This is a genomic window from Micromonospora sp. CPCC 205561, from assembly GCF_036906775.1.
Classification (GTDB): Bacteria; Actinomycetota; Actinomycetes; order Mycobacteriales; family Micromonosporaceae; genus Micromonospora.
Window position 1 is genome coordinate 215,737 of the sequence record NZ_JBAKHV010000001.1, and the last position, 14,997, is coordinate 230,733.

Below are 14,997 nucleotides of genomic sequence, written 5' to 3' on the forward strand. Positions count from 1 at the left end.
GGCCGCTCACCCGAGTGGCCGACCCCGGTCGCCGTTCGCGGTCAGGTGCCGTCGCTCCGGCCCGGTCAGCCCGGGCGGGAGCGACGGCGGGCGGGGCGGAGCCAGCTCCACACGCACCAGGCGAGCCAGGCGAGCGAGACCACGGCGGCCAACGCCCCCAGCCGCAGCGCGTCGAGCAGCAGCACCAGGGCGAGGACGGCCAGCCACGGCCCGAAGGCCCTCACGCCCGCCACCGGCCGAGCACCATCCGGCGGACCAGCGGCGGGGCGATCCACGACCAGACGCAGAAGAGCATCCAGGCCACGGCGAACAGGGCGGCGAGCACGTTCAGCCCCGCGGCGCCGAGCAGCACGATCGTGCCGACCGCGATCAGCCAGGTGCGGAAGATCCCCAGCCGGTAGAGCGGGCGCAACGGCAGCAGCAGCGGGTGCGCGTAGACCCGGGTCTCCCAGGCCGCGTCGGCGTAGTCCGCGTCGGTCGGGTCCTGGGCCGCCGCCTGGCCGAAGGCGCGGTGCGCGGTGCCCACCCGGCCGCGCCGGGCGGCGGCGACACCGTGCAGGGCGAGCGCCACCGGATTGCCCGGCCACGCCCCGAGGAACTCCTGCGCGATCCGCTCGGCCGCCCGGTCGTCGCCCCGCGCGTAGGCGAGCTGGAACCGGGAGGCGAACACCGCCGGCGCGTCCGGGACGACGGCCGCCGCCCGGGCCAGCAGGCGCTCCGCCTTGTCCGTCTGGCCCACGGTGGCGCAGAGGTCGGCGTACTGGCAGAGCAGCCACGGATTCTCCGGCTCGATGGCGAGCGCGTCGAGCAGGGCCCGCTCGGCGAGCGGGTACTCGCGGCGGTGCCGCAGCGCGAGGCCCAGCCGGCCGAGCAGTTCCGCGTCCGGCCCCGCCTCGGCCAGCCCTCGCCGGGCGACGTCGACGACGTCGTCCCAGCGGTCGAGCAGGGTCAGTGCGCCGGCCCGCAGCCGGAACGCGAGCAGGCTGGTGGCCAGCGGGGCGGGCAGCCGGTCGATCTCCGCCAGAGCCTGCTCGGGACGGCTCACCTCCAGCAGCTGGGCGGCCCGGGCGAGCTGCGTCTCCGGGGCGGTCACGCGGCGGCCACCAGGAAGATCAGGAGGGCCTCGACGAAGCCGATCACGAGCACCGCCCCGAGGCCGGGCAGCCAGAGCGACGCCGGCTCGCCGCCACGCAGCTCGTACGCCCGGAACCGGCGCTTCTGGGTGGCGGCGGCCACGAGCCAGACCAGCCCGCCGGCCAGCGCCCCGGCCAGCCGGACCGGACGGTTGGACCCGTCGCCGGAGATCGCGAGGGTCATCGCCAGCCGGGCGGCCAGCCCCGCCAGCCCGGTGCCGAGCACCGCCAGGTAAGCCCGGTGGGACACCCCGAGCCGGCGCCCGTTGAGCAGGGCCAGCACGGTGACGGCCGCCGGGCCGCCGAGGAGGGCGGGGAAGATCAGCGACTGGGGTCGCCACGGCGGGCGACGCGCCTCGTCCGCCGCCGGTGAGATCGTGGGGGTGAACAGGTCGTCGGCCACGGTGGTCCCGTCTCGGTAGGGGCGAGCCGGATACTGCCACAGCCGGCGCCCGGCGCGCTTCCCCGAACGGCTCCGGCCCGCCCGCTCAGCCGCCGGCGCCGACGCCCGGCGCCGGAGCGGCCACCGCCGGCCGTACCGCCGGGCCGACCCGGGCGGACCCGGCGGGCGCCGGCACCGGCGCGGGCAGCGCGGGGTCGGGGGCCGCGGGCCGGATCTGGTTGGGGGGCCCGTCGGTGCCGGGCCGGGAGGTGGCCGGCGGGACCGGGCCCGGTGCCGGGGGCGGGGAGGGCGTCAGCTCCGGCCAGAGCGTCCCCGCCAGCGACCGGTCGCGCCCCAGCCGGTGCCTCGCCCGCCGGTGCCGTTCGCCGAGGACCGCGGCCAGGTAGACCGACTCGGGCATGCCCGCCGGCGGGGGTGGCGCGGTCACCGCCGAGATCTCGGCCCACAGCCCGCGCCCCAGCCGTCCGCGGGCCGGCTCCGCGAGCTGGTGCACCCGGGCCAGGTACTGCCGCGCGGCCAGCGCCAGGCCGTCGTCGAGCCGGCTGAGGTCCATCGTGTACGCCCAGCCGACCAGCGCCGGCACCGCCGTCGGGACCGGCCGCCAGGCGGTCGCCGTGCGGGTGTGTACGACCAGCGTGCCGGCCACCAGGTCGCCCAGCCGCCGACCGCGCCGGTCGGTCAGCATCACCGTCACCCCGGCCACCCAGCTCAGCAGCGGCAGTACCAGACCGGGCCACTCCACCGCCACGCCGACCAGCGCCCGGGTGAGCGACTGCCGAGCCCCCACCGGGGCGCCGTCGGCGCTGACCACGCGCAGCCCGATCGCCATCTTGCCCAGCGTCCGGCCGTGGTTGAACCGCTCGCAGAGCACCGGGTAGCCGACCAGCACCAGGATCAGCCCCACGGTGGCGAGCCCACCGGCCAGGGCGCCGTCGACCAGTCCGTCCGGCAGGCCGAGCAGCGCGGCGCCGACACACATCGCAAGGGTCAGCATGAGGGCCGCCTGGACCAGGACGTCGATCAGGAGCGCGAGCACCCGGGAACCGACCCGGGCGGCCCGGACGTCCAGCTCCACGGCCTCCCCGCTGACCAGCCCCGCGTCGCCCCACGAGGCGGGACGGGCCGGCGGTCGTGGTTGCGCTCTCACCCGGACAGTGAACACTATGATCGCCGGACGGGGGTGACGGTGGATCTCGACGCGTACGTCGCGGAACACGGCGGGGAGTGGCGGCGCCTGGAGGAGCTCGCCGGACGCCGCCGGCTCGACGCCGCCGAGGTCGACGAACTGGTCGCCCTCTACCAGCGGGCGACCACCCAGCTCTCGGTGCTGCGCAGCCGCTCACCCGACCCGGCCCTGGTCGGCCAGCTCTCCCAGGTGGTGCTGCGCGCCCGCGCCCGGCTCACCGGCCGGCCCCGCCCGTCGTGGGCGGCGGTCGGGCGGTTCTTCGTGGTGGGGTTCCCCGGCGCGGTCTACCGCGCCTGGCCCTGGTGGTGCGGGGTGGCGACGGCGTTCAGCCTGCTCAGCCTCTTCCTGATCTGGTTCGTCGCCGGCAACCCGGAGACGGCGGGCGCCTTCATCGGCGAGGCGGCGGCCGCCGACCTGGTCGAGTCCGGCTTCGCCGGCTACTACACCGAGTTCGCCGCGCCGACCTTCGCGTTCCACCTGTGGACGCACAACGCCTGGCTCGCCGCCCAGTGTCTCGCCGCCGGGGTGCTCGTCGTCCCGGTGCTCTACCTGCTCTGGCAGAACGCCCTCAACATCGGTGTGGTCGGCGGGGTGATGGTCGCCTACGGCCGGGCGGACGTCTTCTTCGGCCTGATCACCCCGCACGGGCTGCTGGAGCTGACCGGGGTCTTCGTGGCCGCCGGGGTGGGCCTGCGCGTCGGGTGGGCGTGGATCGCGCCGCCCACCGAGCTGACCCGGGGGCAGGCGGTGGCCCGGGCGGGACGCGAGGGCGTCCTGGTCGCCGTCGGGCTGGTGGGGCTCTTCGCGGTCTCGGCCGTCATCGAGGCGTTCGTGACCCCGGCGCCCGTGCCGGTGCCGCTCCGCGTCGCCGTGGGCGCCGCCGTCTGGCTGGCCTTCCTGGCGTACGCGGTGCTCCTCGGCCGCCGCGCGGGCGCCGCGCCCTCCGGCGCGCCCGACGCGGACGACGTCCTCGAACTCCACTCCGGACGTTGATCCGGGGTCGGGTCAGAGCGCACCCAGGGACTTGAGGCGCAGGTAGGTGTCGGCCAGGGCGGGGGCGAGGCGTCCCGCCGGGGCGTCGACGACCGTCACGCCGTGGCGGCCCAGGGCGGCCCGCACCCGGTCGCGTTCGGCGAGCGCCCGCCAGGCCGCCGCCGCGGCGTAGGCGTCCCTCGGGTGCTGCGGGGTGGCGGTGGTCAGAGCGGTGAGCACCGGGTCGTGCGTCGCCGCGAGCACCACCCGGTGCCGGGCGGCCAGCCGGGGCAGCACCGGCAGCAGCCCCTCGCCGAGGGCACCCGCCTCCAGCGCGGTGAAGAGCACCACCAGGCTGCGCTGGCGCTGCCGGCGCAGCAGTTCGCCGGCGATCAGGTCGAAGTCCGTCTCGGCCAGCGCCGGCTGGAGCGGGGCGAGGGCGTGCACCACCCGGGAGAGCAGGGCCGGCCCGCTGCCGCCGGTCACCGTGGCCCGGACGGCCGTGTCGGCGGCGAGCAGGTCGACCCGGTCGCCGGCGCGGGCGGCCAGGGCGGTGAGCAGCAGCGCGGCGTCGATCGCGGTGTCCAGCCGGGGCTCGTCGCCGACCCGCACCGCCGACGTCCGGCCGGTGTCCAGCACGCACAGCAGCCGACGGTCCCGCTCCGGCCGCCAGGTGCGCACCAGCACGTCGGCGCGGCGCGCGCTGGCCCGCCAGTCGATCGACCGTACGTCGTCGCCCACCACGTACTCGCGGAGGGTGTCGAACTCGGTGCCCTGACCGCGTCCGCGACTGACCTGCGTGCCGTCGATCACCCGCAGCCGGGACAGCTTCTCGGGCAGGTGCCGGCGGGAGTCGAAGCGCGGCAGCACGCGCAGCGTCCAGGGCGGGGTGGCCGGCCGGCCGGAGCGCTGCCGGAACCCGAGCCCCAGCGGCCCGAACGAGCGGACGGTCAGCGCCACCGCCGGCCGGTCGCCCCGCCGCTGCGGGGTGAGCCGGCTGGGCAGCGCCACCGTCGCGCCCGGCTCGACGCGCACCAGCCGCGACGGGGGCACGTCGGGGCGGGCGCCGGCCGAGGGCACCCAGGCGTCGCGGACCCGCGCCCGCAGCGTACGGGCGGAGGGGTTGTGCAGCAGCAGCGCGACGGTGGCGGTGCCGCCGAGCCGGACCGCGCGGGCCCCCTCCCGGGCGGCCGTGAGCGCTCCCGGCGGAACGGCCAGCGCCCGGTCGAGCAGCACCAGCAGCAGCACCGCCCCGGTCATCACCAGCAGCCCGGCGAACGGCGACGGCCAGGCCGGCAGGGTCAGCGCGCCGACCGCCAGCAGGAGTGCCGCCCGCCAGGTCATCGGGGTGTCGGCACGGTGGCGAGCACCGTGTCCAGCACCGCGTCCACGCCGACGCCCTCCAGCTCCACCTCGGGGCGCAGCCGCAGCCGGTGCCGCAGCGTCGGCCGGGCGACCGCCTTCACGTCGTCCGGCACGACGTGGTCACGACCGGCCAGCCAGGCCCAGGCCTTGGCCGTGTTGAGCAGCGCGGTGGCGCCCCGGGGCGAGGCGCCCAACTCCAGCGCCGGGATGGCGCGGGTGGCCCGGCAGAGGTCGACGACGTAGCCGAAGAGCGGCTCGGCCATGTGTACGCGGCCGACCGCCGCCCGCGCCGCGGCCAGGTCGGCGGCACTGGCCACCGGCCGTACGCCGGCCGCGGCCAGGTCGCGCGGGTCGAAGCCGGCGTGGTGGGCGCGGAGCACCCCCAGCTCCTCCTCCCGGCTGGGCAGCGGCACGGTGAGCTTCAGCAGGAACCGGTCGAGCTGCGCCTCCGGCAGCGGATAGGTGCCCTCGTACTCGATCGGGTTCTGGGTGGCGGCGACGATGAACGGGTCGGGCAGCGGGCGCCGGTCGCCCTCGACCGAGACCTGCCGCTCCTCCATCACCTCCAGCAGCGCCGACTGGGTCTTCGGGGGCGTCCGGTTGATCTCGTCGGCGAGGAGCAGGTTGGTGAAGACCGGGCCCTCGCGGAAGGTGAAGGCGGCGGTGCGCGGGTCGAAGATCAGCGAGCCGGTGACGTCGCCCGGCATCAGGTCCGGGGTGAACTGCACCCGCTTGGACCCGAGGTCGAGGGCGGCCGCCACGGTGCGGATCAGCAGGGTCTTGGCAACGCCCGGCACGCCCTCCAGCAGCACGTGCCCGCGGCAGAGCAGGGCGATCACCAGGCCGGTGACGACCGCGTCCTGCCCGACGACCGCCTTGGCGACCTCGGCGCGCAGCCGGTGCAGGGCGGCGCGGGGGTCGGCGGGGCCGATGGTCGACGGCTCGGCGGTGCCGGCGGGTCGGGTCACCGGGATTCTCCTTCGGGTCGGTGCGGGGGCGGTGCGACGGGCGGCGCGGCGGCCGGTGGCGGCCCGTCGGCGGGCTGCGGCGCGGCAGCCCGGGGCCGCCCCTCCGAGGGCTGCGGGGTGACCGCGTGGGTCAGCCGGTCCAGGTCGCGGGCCAGGTCCAGCAGTTCCTGGTCGGTGCCGGGCTGGTCGCCGTGCAACACCTCGCCGGCCCGCCGGGGGTCGTCGCCGGTGCGCGCGGCGACCGCGGCGGCCACCTCGGCCGGCGGCGCGGTGGGCGGCAGGTGCAGCCGGGGCAGCAGGCGGTCCAGGGCGGCGGCCCGCAGGGTCTGCGCGGCCGCGTCCCGGGCGCCGGCCTTCTCGTAGAGCCGGGCCCGGCCGAGCACCGTCTCCGCCGAGCGGACCGTGACCGGCAGCGGTTCCGGCGTCGGGGGCCCGAGCCGGCGGCCCCGCCAGAGGGCGGCCAGCAGGGCGGCCACGGCGAGCTGGGCGAGCAGTGCCCACAGCCAGGGCGGGAAGGCCGACCAGAGCGGGTTGGGCGGGTCGGGCGGGTCGGCCCGGGGCTCGCCCTCGCCCTCGCCGTCGGGGTCGCCGCCGGGGCCGCCGGGACCCCCGTCGCCGGGATCCCCGTCGCCGGTGCCGTCGCCGGTGCCACTGCCCGGCCGGCCGTGCTCGGTGGAGCCGCCCGGCGTGGGCGACCAGGCCGGCTCGCCGCGGCCGCCGTCGCCGACGGTCGGCGGGGGCTCGGGCCCGTCGAGGTCGAGCCACACCACCCGGCCCGCCCCGCCGAGCAGCGCGGTGGCGAACGCCCGGTTGTCCCACTCGTCGATCCGGTCGTTGCGGAACGGGTCGCCGGCGCCCACCACCACCGTGCTCTCGGGGACCCGGAGCAGCCGGGCGAGCCCGCCGTCGAAGCAGAGCTGCACGGGCGCCGAGCCGCCCGGTGCGGCCGCATAGCGTTGCAGCCCGACCGCCACGCGCCCGAGCGGGCGCAGCTCGGGCATGGGGCAGGGCAGGCCCTGCGCGTCGGGCCCCACCGCCTGCGCGGCCCACCGGCGGCCGGCGGGTTCCAGCGGCAGCCGGACCGCCTCCAGCACCCGCCGGGGCGGGTCCACCAGCACCAGCCTCGTCGTCGAGGGGAGCGCGGTCAACGCGCCGACCGTGTCCCGGTGCAGCAGCTCCGGCGCGGGTACGAAGAGCGTGGCCGCCCCGCCGCGGGCGGCCAGCAGGGCGCGCAGCGTCTCCGTCTCCCGCTGCACCGCCACCCCGCGTCCGCGCAGCGCGTCGGCGAGCCGGCTGCCCCCGTCGTCCCCGGTGGCGACGGGGGAGAGGAAGCCCCCGTCGCCGGGGTCGGGCTGGTCGACCGCGTGGGTGACCAGGGTGGTGGTCAACAGCAGGGCCGCCACGCCCAGCGGGACCAGTAACCGGTGCCGGCGGCGTCGCCGGCGGGGCACGTCGCCGGTGCGCGGAACCGGTGGGGCGGTCGCCTGTGCGCTCATGGCCGTGGCCCGTCCTCGGCCGGACCGGTCAGCACCCGGTCCAGGTCGGCGGCGTGTTCCCGCATCCGGCGGTCGTGTTCGACGCAGGCGGGGCGCTGGCCGTACCAGAGTTCGGAGAAGATCTCGCCGGCGGCGCCCAGCGCGGGGCCGACCTGCGGCCGGGCCTCCGTGGCGGCACGCACCACCTCCGCGACGGTCATGCCGGGCCGTGGCCGCACCAGCCGCCGGGCGTCCAGCTCCCGGATCATCGCGCGCAGCCGCTCCCGGACGGACTCGGCGTACCGGCCCTCGGCGGCCAGCCGGTCCGCGAGCGAGACGTACGCGGCGGCCGGCAGCTCCGCCTCCGGCTCCCGGGGAGCGGGTACGAGCGGCGGCGCGACCGGCGGGCGCTCCCCGCGGCGTCGGCGCAGCCGGGGCAGCCGCCGGGGCACCCAGGCCGGGAACGTGTACCAGCCGGCCGCGACCAGCACGGCCGCGAGCACCAGCAGCAGCGCGGCCAGGGGCAGCGGCACCCGGTCGCCGAGCGCGGCCGTGGTCTCGGTCCACCAGCGGCTGAAACTCATCGCATGACCGCCAGCAGGACGGTCTCCGGGGTGCCCGCCCGGGCCCGGGAGAGCCGGATGTCCAGTCCCTCGGTACGCATCCGGGTCTCCAGGTGCAACACCGCGTCCAGGCAGGCCAGGGCGGGGTAGGCGACGGCGTTGACGCCGGCCCAGACCGCCATCGACAGCCACCACGCCCAGGCCGGGTCGACGAGGTCCAGCGAGTTCAGCCCGACGTGGACGCCGATGCCGAGGCCGAGGCGGACGATCCACCAGACCAGGTAGCCGAGCAGCCGGATCCAGCCGGCCCGGCCGCCGCCACGCACGGCCAGGGCGGTGGCCCGCAGCGGCGCGCGCAGCGGGTGCACCCGGTCGACGACCAGCGCGGGTGCCACGGCACCGAGCAGGGCGAAGCCGACGATCCAGGCCGGCCCGAGCAGCGCCAGCCCGCCCATCAGCAGGCCGGTCAGGACGGCGAGCAGCCCGGTGGCGCCCCAGCGGGCGCCGGCCGGGCGGAGCAGTTCCCGCGCGCCGGCGGCGCGGCCGAGCAGCGCGGCTCCGGCGGCCCGGGCGGCCGGGTTGCCGAGCAGCAGGATGATCGCCGCCTCGGTCGCCGCGCCGACCGCCAGCAGCACCCAGTACACCCCGAACCGCTCGAACTCCACGAGCCAGGCCGGCGGCCCGGTGCTGGCGACCTGCCGCAGCGGGTGGAGCAGCAGCTGCTCGGCCACGGTCAGCACCAGCGCCACCGGCACCAGGACGTGGGCCTGGCCGCGCAGCAGCAGGACCGCGGAGTCCAGCAGCTCGCCGACCGTGAGAGGGCGGCGCGGGAGCACGGCGGTGGGGCCGGCGTCGAGCACGCGTACTCCTGGGGACGGGCGACGGTGGCGCGCGACGGCGCACGCGGGGATCATGGTGACACGCGCGGTCCGATCGGGTGGACCCGCACGCCGGGGCGGCGATGCCGGCGTCGGTTGCTGGGCGGCGGCGTTTCCACGGCAGTAGCGTGCCGGGTGACGCGGACCCCACCGAACTGAACGGGATGGAAACATTAACCCCATGAGAGCCCGGGTACTGGTGGTCGACGACGACCCCGCGCTCGCCGAGATGCTCGGCATCGTCCTGCGCAGCGAGGGGTTCCTACCCTCCTTCGTCGCCGACGGGGAGCGGGCCCTGGCCGCGTTCCGCGAGAACCGGCCCGACATCGTCCTGCTCGACCTCATGCTTCCCGGCATGAGCGGGATCGACGTGGCCCGGGCGATCCGGGCCGAGTCGGGCGTGCCGATCGTCATGCTGACCGCCAAGAGCGACACCGTCGACGTGGTCCTGGGCCTGGAGTCCGGGGCCGACGACTACGTGGTCAAGCCGTTCAAGCCCAAGGAACTGGTCGCCCGGATGCGGGCCCGGCTGCGCCGGGGTGAGGACGTCGCCCCCGAGATGCTGACCATCGGGCCGCCCGGCAACCAGATCAGCATCGACGTGCCGGCGCACACCGTCAGCCGCAACGGCGAGGAGGTGAAGCTGACGCCGCTGGAGTTCGACCTGCTGGTGGCGCTCGCGCGCAAGCCGCGCCAGGTCTTCACCCGCGAGGTGCTGCTGGAGCAGGTCTGGGGCTACCGGCACGCGGCGGACACCCGGCTGGTCAACGTGCACGTGCAGCGGCTGCGGGCGAAGATCGAGCCGGATCCGGAGCGGCCGGAAATCATCCTCACCGTGCGGGGCGTGGGCTACAAGGCGGGTACCGGATAGCCTGGTCGCACTGTGGCCACCTCCGCGTTCCCGGACCCCCCGACGGCAGCCCCGCGCCGCCGCGTAGCCGCGCGTGAGCTGTGGGACGCCCTGAGCGGCCGGGGGGCGCGCCTGCTCGCCGGGCTGCGCCGCAGCTGGCGCCGGTCGCTCCAGCTGCGGGTGGTGACCATCACACTTGTCGCGTCCAGCCTGCTGGTCGGGGGCTTCGCCTACCTGATCGCAGACAAGATCACCGGGATCCTGGTGGAGAACGCCGAGACCGACGTGCGGGTGCGGCTGGACAGCGGCGCGGCGTACGCGGCGAAGCAGTTCGGCCTCTTCAACCAGCCGCAGGAGGCGCAGCTCCAGGAGACCATCGACGGCACGGTCAACTACCTGGCCGGTGGCGACCCGCAGCAGACGACCGGCGTGATCGTGGCGCTGACCGCCGACAACCACTCCGGGATCATCCAGCCCCGGTCCTCACCGGCGGTCAACGTCCGGCCCCTGATCAGCCGCGAGCTGCGCGCGACGGTCGCCGGGGGGAGGGTGGCCAGCCAGATCCGCACCGGGCGGCTCGGCGGGGAGCGCACCAAGTACCTCATCTACGGCTCGCCGGTGCCCACCCGGTTCGGCCAGGTGGAGCTCTACTACCTCGTGCCGCTGACCCGGCACGACGCCACGGCCGCCGCCGCCGGGACCACCGTGACCGCCACCGGGGCGGCCCTGGTGCTCCTGCTCGCGCTGCTCGCCGGCCTGGTCACCCGGCTGGTGGTGACCCCGGTGCGGGTGGCCGCCCGCACGGCCCAGCGGCTCTCCGCCGGCCTGCTCGACCAGCGGATGGTGGTCAGCGGCGAGGACGACCTCGCCCTGCTCGCCGCGTCGTTCAACCAGATGGCGACCAACCTGCAACGGCAGATCCTGCGGCTGGAGGAGATGTCCCGGCTGCAACGCCGCTTCACCTCCGACGTCTCGCACGAGCTGCGTACCCCGCTCACCACCGTGCGGATGGCCGCCGACCTGATCTTCGCCGAGCGCGACGAGTTCGACCCGGCGGTGGCGCGCAGCGCCGAACTGCTCCAGGCCGAGCTGGACCGCTTCGAGGAGCTGCTGACCGACCTGCTGGAGATCAGCCGCTTCGACGCCGGCTTCGCCATGCTGGACGCCGAGCCGACCGACCTGGTGCCGGTCGTGCACCGGGTGGCCGACCGGCTGGCCGGCCTCGCCGAGCGCGTCGGGGTGGCCATCGAACTGGATGTCCCGGGCACTCCGGTGATCGCCGAGGTGGACCCGCGACGGGTGGAGCGGGTGCTGCGCAACCTGGTCGGCAACGCCGTCGAGCACGGCGAGGCCAAGCCGGTGCTGATCACCCTGGGCATGGACGAGACGGCGGTCGCGATCACCGTCCGCGACCACGGGGTGGGACTCAAGCCGGGCGAGGAGAAGCTGGTGTTCAACCGCTTCTGGCGGGCCGACCCGTCCCGGGCCCGGCAGACCGGCGGCACCGGGCTCGGGCTCTCGATCAGCCTGGAGGACGCCCGGCTGCACGGCGGCTGGCTGGAGGCGTGGGGCGCGCCCGGCCAGGGGGCCCAGTTCCGGCTCACCCTGCCGGCCCGGGCCGGCGACCGGTTGACCACCTCACCGCTGCGGCTGGTCCCGGCGGACGCCACGCTGCCCTTCGGCGGCCCCCGGCCGGGCGGGCTGCTGGCGATCGGCCCCGGCAGCGGGGGCGCGCTCGCGATCGGCCCGGCCCCCCAGGGCGCGGTGCCCGTCGGACCGGGCACGGGAGGACACGCGGAGGTGGGATCGTGAGACGTCGGCTGCTCGCCGGTCTCCTCGGCGGCGTGCTGCTGGTCGGCGCGGCCGGCTGCGGCATCCCGCAGAACACCGAGGTCCAGGTGGACGGGCCGGGTCCGGCGGCCGAGGGCGCCGCGAACAGCGGCAGCCGGGGCGCGCCCCCGAGCCGCGCCGAGAGCGGCACGCGCGAGCAGTTCATCGAGAACTTCCTCTCCGCCGCGGCCGGGGAACCCGACCGCGCCTACCAGCGGGTACGCCAGTTCATCGCGCCGGCCGACCACCACCGCCTCCAGGACAAGCAGGGCAGCGAGGTCACCCTGACCGTCGTCCGGCTCACCGAGGAGCCGGTGATCGTGAACGCCCCGGAGAAGACCGAGGTCACGCTCAACGTCCAGCAGGTCGGGCAGTTGCGTACCGACGGGACCCTGGCCCCGCCGGAGACGAGCGCCACGACCTACACGTTCGAGCTGCGCGGCGCACCGGGGGAGCAGGGCAGGGCGGACGCGGGGTTCTACGTGGCGAACCCGCCGGGCGTGCTGCTGCTCAGCGTCGAGGCGCTGGAGGAGTACTACCAGAGCCGGCCCATCTACTTCTGGAACAGCGACCGCAGCCGGCTCGTTCCCGACCAGCGCTACCTGCCCTTGGCCGTGCCCGACGAGCGGCGGGTCAGCGAGGTGGTGAAGTGGCTCACCGCCGGCCCCTCGGACTGGCTCCGCACCGGCGTCAGCCTGCTGCCGGACAACACCCGCCTGATCAACAACGCCACCCGGACGGACGGCCGCTGGGAGGTCGACCTGGACATGCAGGACGGCAAGCCCTTGCTGGAGCTGCTCGCCACCCAGCTCGCCTGGTCGTTGGAGGATCTCGACGGGCCGTTGGAACTCAAGATCCGCAACCAGTCCCGGGTCGTCATCCCCGACCTGGAGGCACACCGCCGCGCGCATCCGGTGCACCCGCTGGTGGAACTCCCGAAGCGGTTCTGCGTCTACGAGGGCGCCGTCCACCCGCTGGCCGGGGCCGGTGAGCCGTCCGGTCCGGTGCCCCTGGACGCCAGGGGGAACCGGAACGTCGTGTCGGCCGGGCTCAGCCGCGCCGGGAACCAGATCCTGGCGGCGCTGGTCGTCACCGACGCCAACCGGCAGTGGCTCTCGGTGGGCACGGGCCCCGATCCGGTGGCCGTGTTCGCCCGCGGCGCCAAGGGCTACGCGGCCATGAGCCGGCCGGTCTGGTTGCGCTCGACGTACCGGGGGCAGCCCGCCGGTCTGGTGGTCGCCGACGGCAGCCTGTACCGCTTCGACACCGGCGCCCAGCTGACCCCGGTGTCGCTGAACGTGCGTGGCCCGGTGACCGCGGTGGCCGCCTCCCTGGACGGGCACCGGATCGCCGTCATCGCCGGCGGGGCGCTCTACGTCGCCGCGCTGATCCTGGACGGGACGGGGATCAGCGCCGGCCCCGCCCGCCTGCTGCCCACCCGGCTGACCGGTCTCTCCGCCGTCGACTGGTACGGCGAGAACAGCCTGATCCTCGCCGGCTCGGTCAACCGCCCGGCCGTCTACGAGGTCAGCGTGGACGGGGCCCGGGAGAGCCGGCTGGAGGACAAGATCGGCGCCCGGGTGAACCACCTCGCCGCGTATCCGGCCAACCCCACCGTGCGCCTCGGTGCCGCGATGTACGAGGCGAACGGGGTGGCGTACCGCAGCGGCCCGCTCGAACGGATCCAGCCCGAGCAGGTGCAGCAGGTCTCCCCGCCGCAGGCCGGGGCCCGCACCGGCAACCCGACCGCCCCCTTCTTCCTCTACTGATCCCGTGCGCGACCTCGGCGGGCTCTGGTCGGACCTCACCGACCTGGTGCTGCCCGTGGAGTGCGCGGGTTGTCGGGAGCGGCGGCCCGGGCTGCGGCACGGCGTCTGCCCGCGGTGCGTGGCGGCGCTGGGCGCGCTGCGGCCCGGGGCGGTACGCGCCCGACCCCCGCCCCGGCCGGCCTGCCGCCCTGCGTCGCCCTCGGCCCGTACGCCGGCCCGCTGCGGGAGGCGCTGCTGGCGTACAAGGAGCATGGCCGGCACGGGCTGGCCCGGCCGCTGGGCGCGCTGCTGGCCGAGGTCGTGGCGGCGGCGGTCGGCGAGGCGCGCCCGGTGACCCTGGTGCCGGTGCCGGACACCGCGGCGGCGGCGAGGGCCCGCTACGGCGACCATCTCGGCAGGCTGACCCGGCACTGCGCGCACCGGCTGCGTCGGGCGGGGTGGCCGGTGCGGGTACGTCGGCCCCTGCGGGCGTTGCCCCGCCCCGACTCGGTGACCCTCGACAGCGCGGGGCGGGCCGCGGCGGCCGACTCCGCCTTCCGGGTCCGCCCGCTGAGCGCGTCCGCCCCCGACGGGGCGGCGGTCGTGGTGCTCGACGACATCCTGACCACGGGAGCCACCCTCGCCGCCGTGGGGCGCGCGCTGACCGCGAGCGGGCTGTCACCCACGGTCGCCGCGGTGCTCGCCGCGACCGAGAAACGGCGCCGGTCGTAACTGATCGTGTCTGCGTTTCACCCTTTGGTGTATGGGTCGTGAAAAAAATGTGGCCGTCGCGGCGGCCGGGGGTGACTGTTCGGCGAACAGGAGTTAGCGTTTTCCTGTCGGGGGTAGGAGGTCTTTCCCACCCGCCCCCGGCGGTGAAAGGAGGCGTAGCCGTACTGACCGGTCGACGCCGAGTGGGACCTCCCCCGGGGCGCGACCGGATGCCGATCGAAGGACCGTCCGAACTAGGGAGGTCACATGGACATCGTGGTCAAGGGCCGTAACGTCGAAGTGCCGGATCACTACCGGGTGCACGTGGCGGAGAAGCTGGCAAAGATCGAACGTTACGATCACAAACTCATTCGTGTCGATGTAGAGCTGTTTCACGAGCGCAATCCGCGGCAGTCGGACCACTGCCAGCGCGTCGAAATCACCTGCGTTTCCCGTGGCCCGGTGATGCGGGCGGAAGCCTGCACGAACGACTTCTACAGCGCGCTCGACGCGGCCATCGCCAAGCTCGACACCCGGTTGCGCCGGGCGGCCGACCGCCGCCGCGTGCACCGGGGCCGGCACGCGCCGCTCTCCGTCGCCGCCGCCACCGCCGGCCTGCCGGTCGCCGACCTCGACGGGCCGCTGGGCGCGCTCGCCGACGGCGCCCGTTCCGGCACCGCCACCGCCGTCGCCGAACGGGTCGAGGAGGAGGAGCGCGACCAGCCCTGGCACATCGCCCGGGAGAAGGTGCACCCCGCGGAGCCGATGACCGTCGACGACGCCCTGTTTGAGATGGAACTCGTCGGCCACGACTTCTACCTGTTCCAGGACAAGGAGTCCGGCCGCCCGAGCGTCGTCTACCGGCGGCACGCCTACGACTACGGAATCATCTCCCTCGCCGTCTGACCCCTTCGC

Annotated in this window: 14 protein-coding genes and 1 pseudogene; 6 read left to right on the forward strand and 9 right to left on the reverse strand. The window is 76.1% G+C overall.

Translation table 11 applies throughout. The features are described 5' to 3' along the window. Nucleotides 1-65 precede the first annotated feature (65 nt). From V6V16_RS00960 to V6V16_RS00975, 4 genes are all read right to left on the reverse strand, one after another. Nucleotides 66-233, reverse strand: a complete 168-nt coding sequence (locus V6V16_RS00960; protein WP_334558561.1) for a hypothetical protein — start codon at nucleotides 231-233, stop codon at nucleotides 66-68. Further along, a complete protein-coding gene (locus V6V16_RS00965; RefSeq protein ID WP_334558562.1) occupies nucleotides 221-1,093 on the reverse strand; it encodes a tetratricopeptide repeat protein in 873 nt (290 codons plus the stop codon). The genes V6V16_RS00960 and V6V16_RS00965 overlap by 13 nt, the downstream gene beginning before the upstream one ends. Then, complete coding sequence (locus V6V16_RS00970) at nucleotides 1,090-1,536, reverse strand: hypothetical protein (RefSeq protein ID WP_334558563.1); 447 nt, start codon at nucleotides 1,534-1,536, stop codon at nucleotides 1,090-1,092. The genes V6V16_RS00965 and V6V16_RS00970 overlap by 4 nt, the downstream gene beginning before the upstream one ends. Before the next feature lie 85 nt (nucleotides 1,537-1,621). Beyond that, a complete protein-coding gene (locus V6V16_RS00975; RefSeq protein ID WP_334558566.1) occupies nucleotides 1,622-2,683 on the reverse strand; it encodes an RDD family protein in 1,062 nt (353 codons plus the stop codon). Between the two features lie 33 nt (nucleotides 2,684-2,716). Here V6V16_RS00975 and V6V16_RS00980 point away from each other — a divergent pair, with 33 nt between their 5' ends. Beyond that, on the forward strand, nucleotides 2,717-3,715 hold the full coding sequence (locus V6V16_RS00980; RefSeq protein ID WP_442934004.1) for a stage II sporulation protein M: 999 nt from the start codon (nucleotides 2,717-2,719) through the stop codon (nucleotides 3,713-3,715). A gap of 12 nt (nucleotides 3,716-3,727) precedes the next feature. On the opposite strand, the gene V6V16_RS00985 is transcribed toward V6V16_RS00980, so the two are convergent. The 5 genes from V6V16_RS00985 to V6V16_RS01005 are packed head-to-tail and all read right to left on the reverse strand — an operon-like array spanning nucleotide 3,728 to nucleotide 8,925. Next, complete coding sequence (locus V6V16_RS00985; RefSeq protein WP_334558568.1) at nucleotides 3,728-5,038, reverse strand: DUF58 domain-containing protein; 1,311 nt, start codon at nucleotides 5,036-5,038, stop codon at nucleotides 3,728-3,730. Further along, complete coding sequence (locus V6V16_RS00990) at nucleotides 5,035-6,027, reverse strand: AAA family ATPase (protein ID WP_334558569.1); 993 nt, start codon at nucleotides 6,025-6,027, stop codon at nucleotides 5,035-5,037. The genes V6V16_RS00985 and V6V16_RS00990 overlap by 4 nt, the downstream gene beginning before the upstream one ends. Further along, nucleotides 6,024-7,523 (reverse strand): DUF4350 domain-containing protein, encoded by a 1,500-nt coding sequence (locus V6V16_RS00995; protein ID WP_334558570.1) that lies wholly within the window; start codon nucleotides 7,521-7,523, stop codon nucleotides 6,024-6,026. Before V6V16_RS00995 ends, V6V16_RS00990 begins: the two co-directional genes overlap by 4 nt. Next, entirely contained in the window at nucleotides 7,520-8,086 is a 567-nt protein-coding gene (locus tag V6V16_RS01000; protein ID WP_334558572.1) for a DUF4129 domain-containing protein, read from the reverse strand. The genes V6V16_RS00995 and V6V16_RS01000 overlap by 4 nt, the downstream gene beginning before the upstream one ends. Continuing rightward, nucleotides 8,083-8,925 carry a hypothetical protein gene (locus tag V6V16_RS01005; protein WP_334558575.1) on the reverse strand — a complete coding sequence of 281 codons (843 nt, stop codon included), beginning with the start codon at nucleotides 8,923-8,925 and terminating at the stop codon, nucleotides 8,083-8,085. The genes V6V16_RS01000 and V6V16_RS01005 overlap by 4 nt, the downstream gene beginning before the upstream one ends. 199 nt (nucleotides 8,926-9,124) lie before the next feature. Here V6V16_RS01005 and mtrA point away from each other — a divergent pair, with 199 nt between their 5' ends. The 5 genes and pseudogenes from mtrA (at nucleotide 9,125) to hpf (ending at nucleotide 14,988) form a co-directional block, all read left to right on the forward strand. Further along, nucleotides 9,125-9,814: an MtrAB system response regulator MtrA gene (gene mtrA / locus V6V16_RS01010; protein ID WP_334558577.1), complete on the forward strand. Its 690-nt coding sequence runs from the start codon at nucleotides 9,125-9,127 to the stop codon at nucleotides 9,812-9,814. 12 nt (nucleotides 9,815-9,826) lie between these two features. Beyond that, nucleotides 9,827-11,605 carry an MtrAB system histidine kinase MtrB gene (mtrB, locus tag V6V16_RS01015; RefSeq protein WP_334558578.1) on the forward strand — a complete coding sequence of 593 codons (1,779 nt, stop codon included), beginning with the start codon at nucleotides 9,827-9,829 and terminating at the stop codon, nucleotides 11,603-11,605. Further along, a complete protein-coding gene (locus V6V16_RS01020; RefSeq protein WP_334558580.1) occupies nucleotides 11,602-13,392 on the forward strand; it encodes an LpqB family beta-propeller domain-containing protein in 1,791 nt (596 codons plus the stop codon). Before mtrB ends, V6V16_RS01020 begins: the two co-directional genes overlap by 4 nt. A gap of 46 nt (nucleotides 13,393-13,438) precedes the next feature. After that, nucleotides 13,439-14,103, forward strand: a pseudogene (locus V6V16_RS01025) (ComF family protein). A gap of 246 nt (nucleotides 14,104-14,349) precedes the next feature. Then, nucleotides 14,350-14,988, forward strand: coding sequence for a ribosome hibernation-promoting factor, HPF/YfiA family (gene hpf / locus V6V16_RS01030; protein ID WP_334558581.1), 639 nt, complete (start codon nucleotides 14,350-14,352; stop codon nucleotides 14,986-14,988). Nucleotides 14,989-14,997 lie beyond the last annotated feature (9 nt).

Bases quoted from the DNA above. Each gene is read 5' to 3' on its own strand.
- V6V16_RS00985 (WP_334558568.1), bottom strand. From the start codon at position 5,038: ATGACCTGGCGGGCGGCACTCCTGCTGGCGGTCGGCGCGCTGACCCTG.
- V6V16_RS00995 (WP_334558570.1), bottom strand. From the start codon at position 7,523: ATGAGCGCACAGGCGACCGCCCCACCGGTTCCGCGCACCGGCGACGTG.
- V6V16_RS01000 (WP_334558572.1), bottom strand. From the start codon at position 8,086: ATGAGTTTCAGCCGCTGGTGGACCGAGACCACGGCCGCGCTCGGCGAC.
- mtrA (WP_334558577.1), top strand. From the start codon at position 9,125: ATGAGAGCCCGGGTACTGGTGGTCGACGACGACCCCGCGCTCGCCGAG.
- hpf (WP_334558581.1), top strand. From the start codon at position 14,350: ATGGACATCGTGGTCAAGGGCCGTAACGTCGAAGTGCCGGATCACTAC.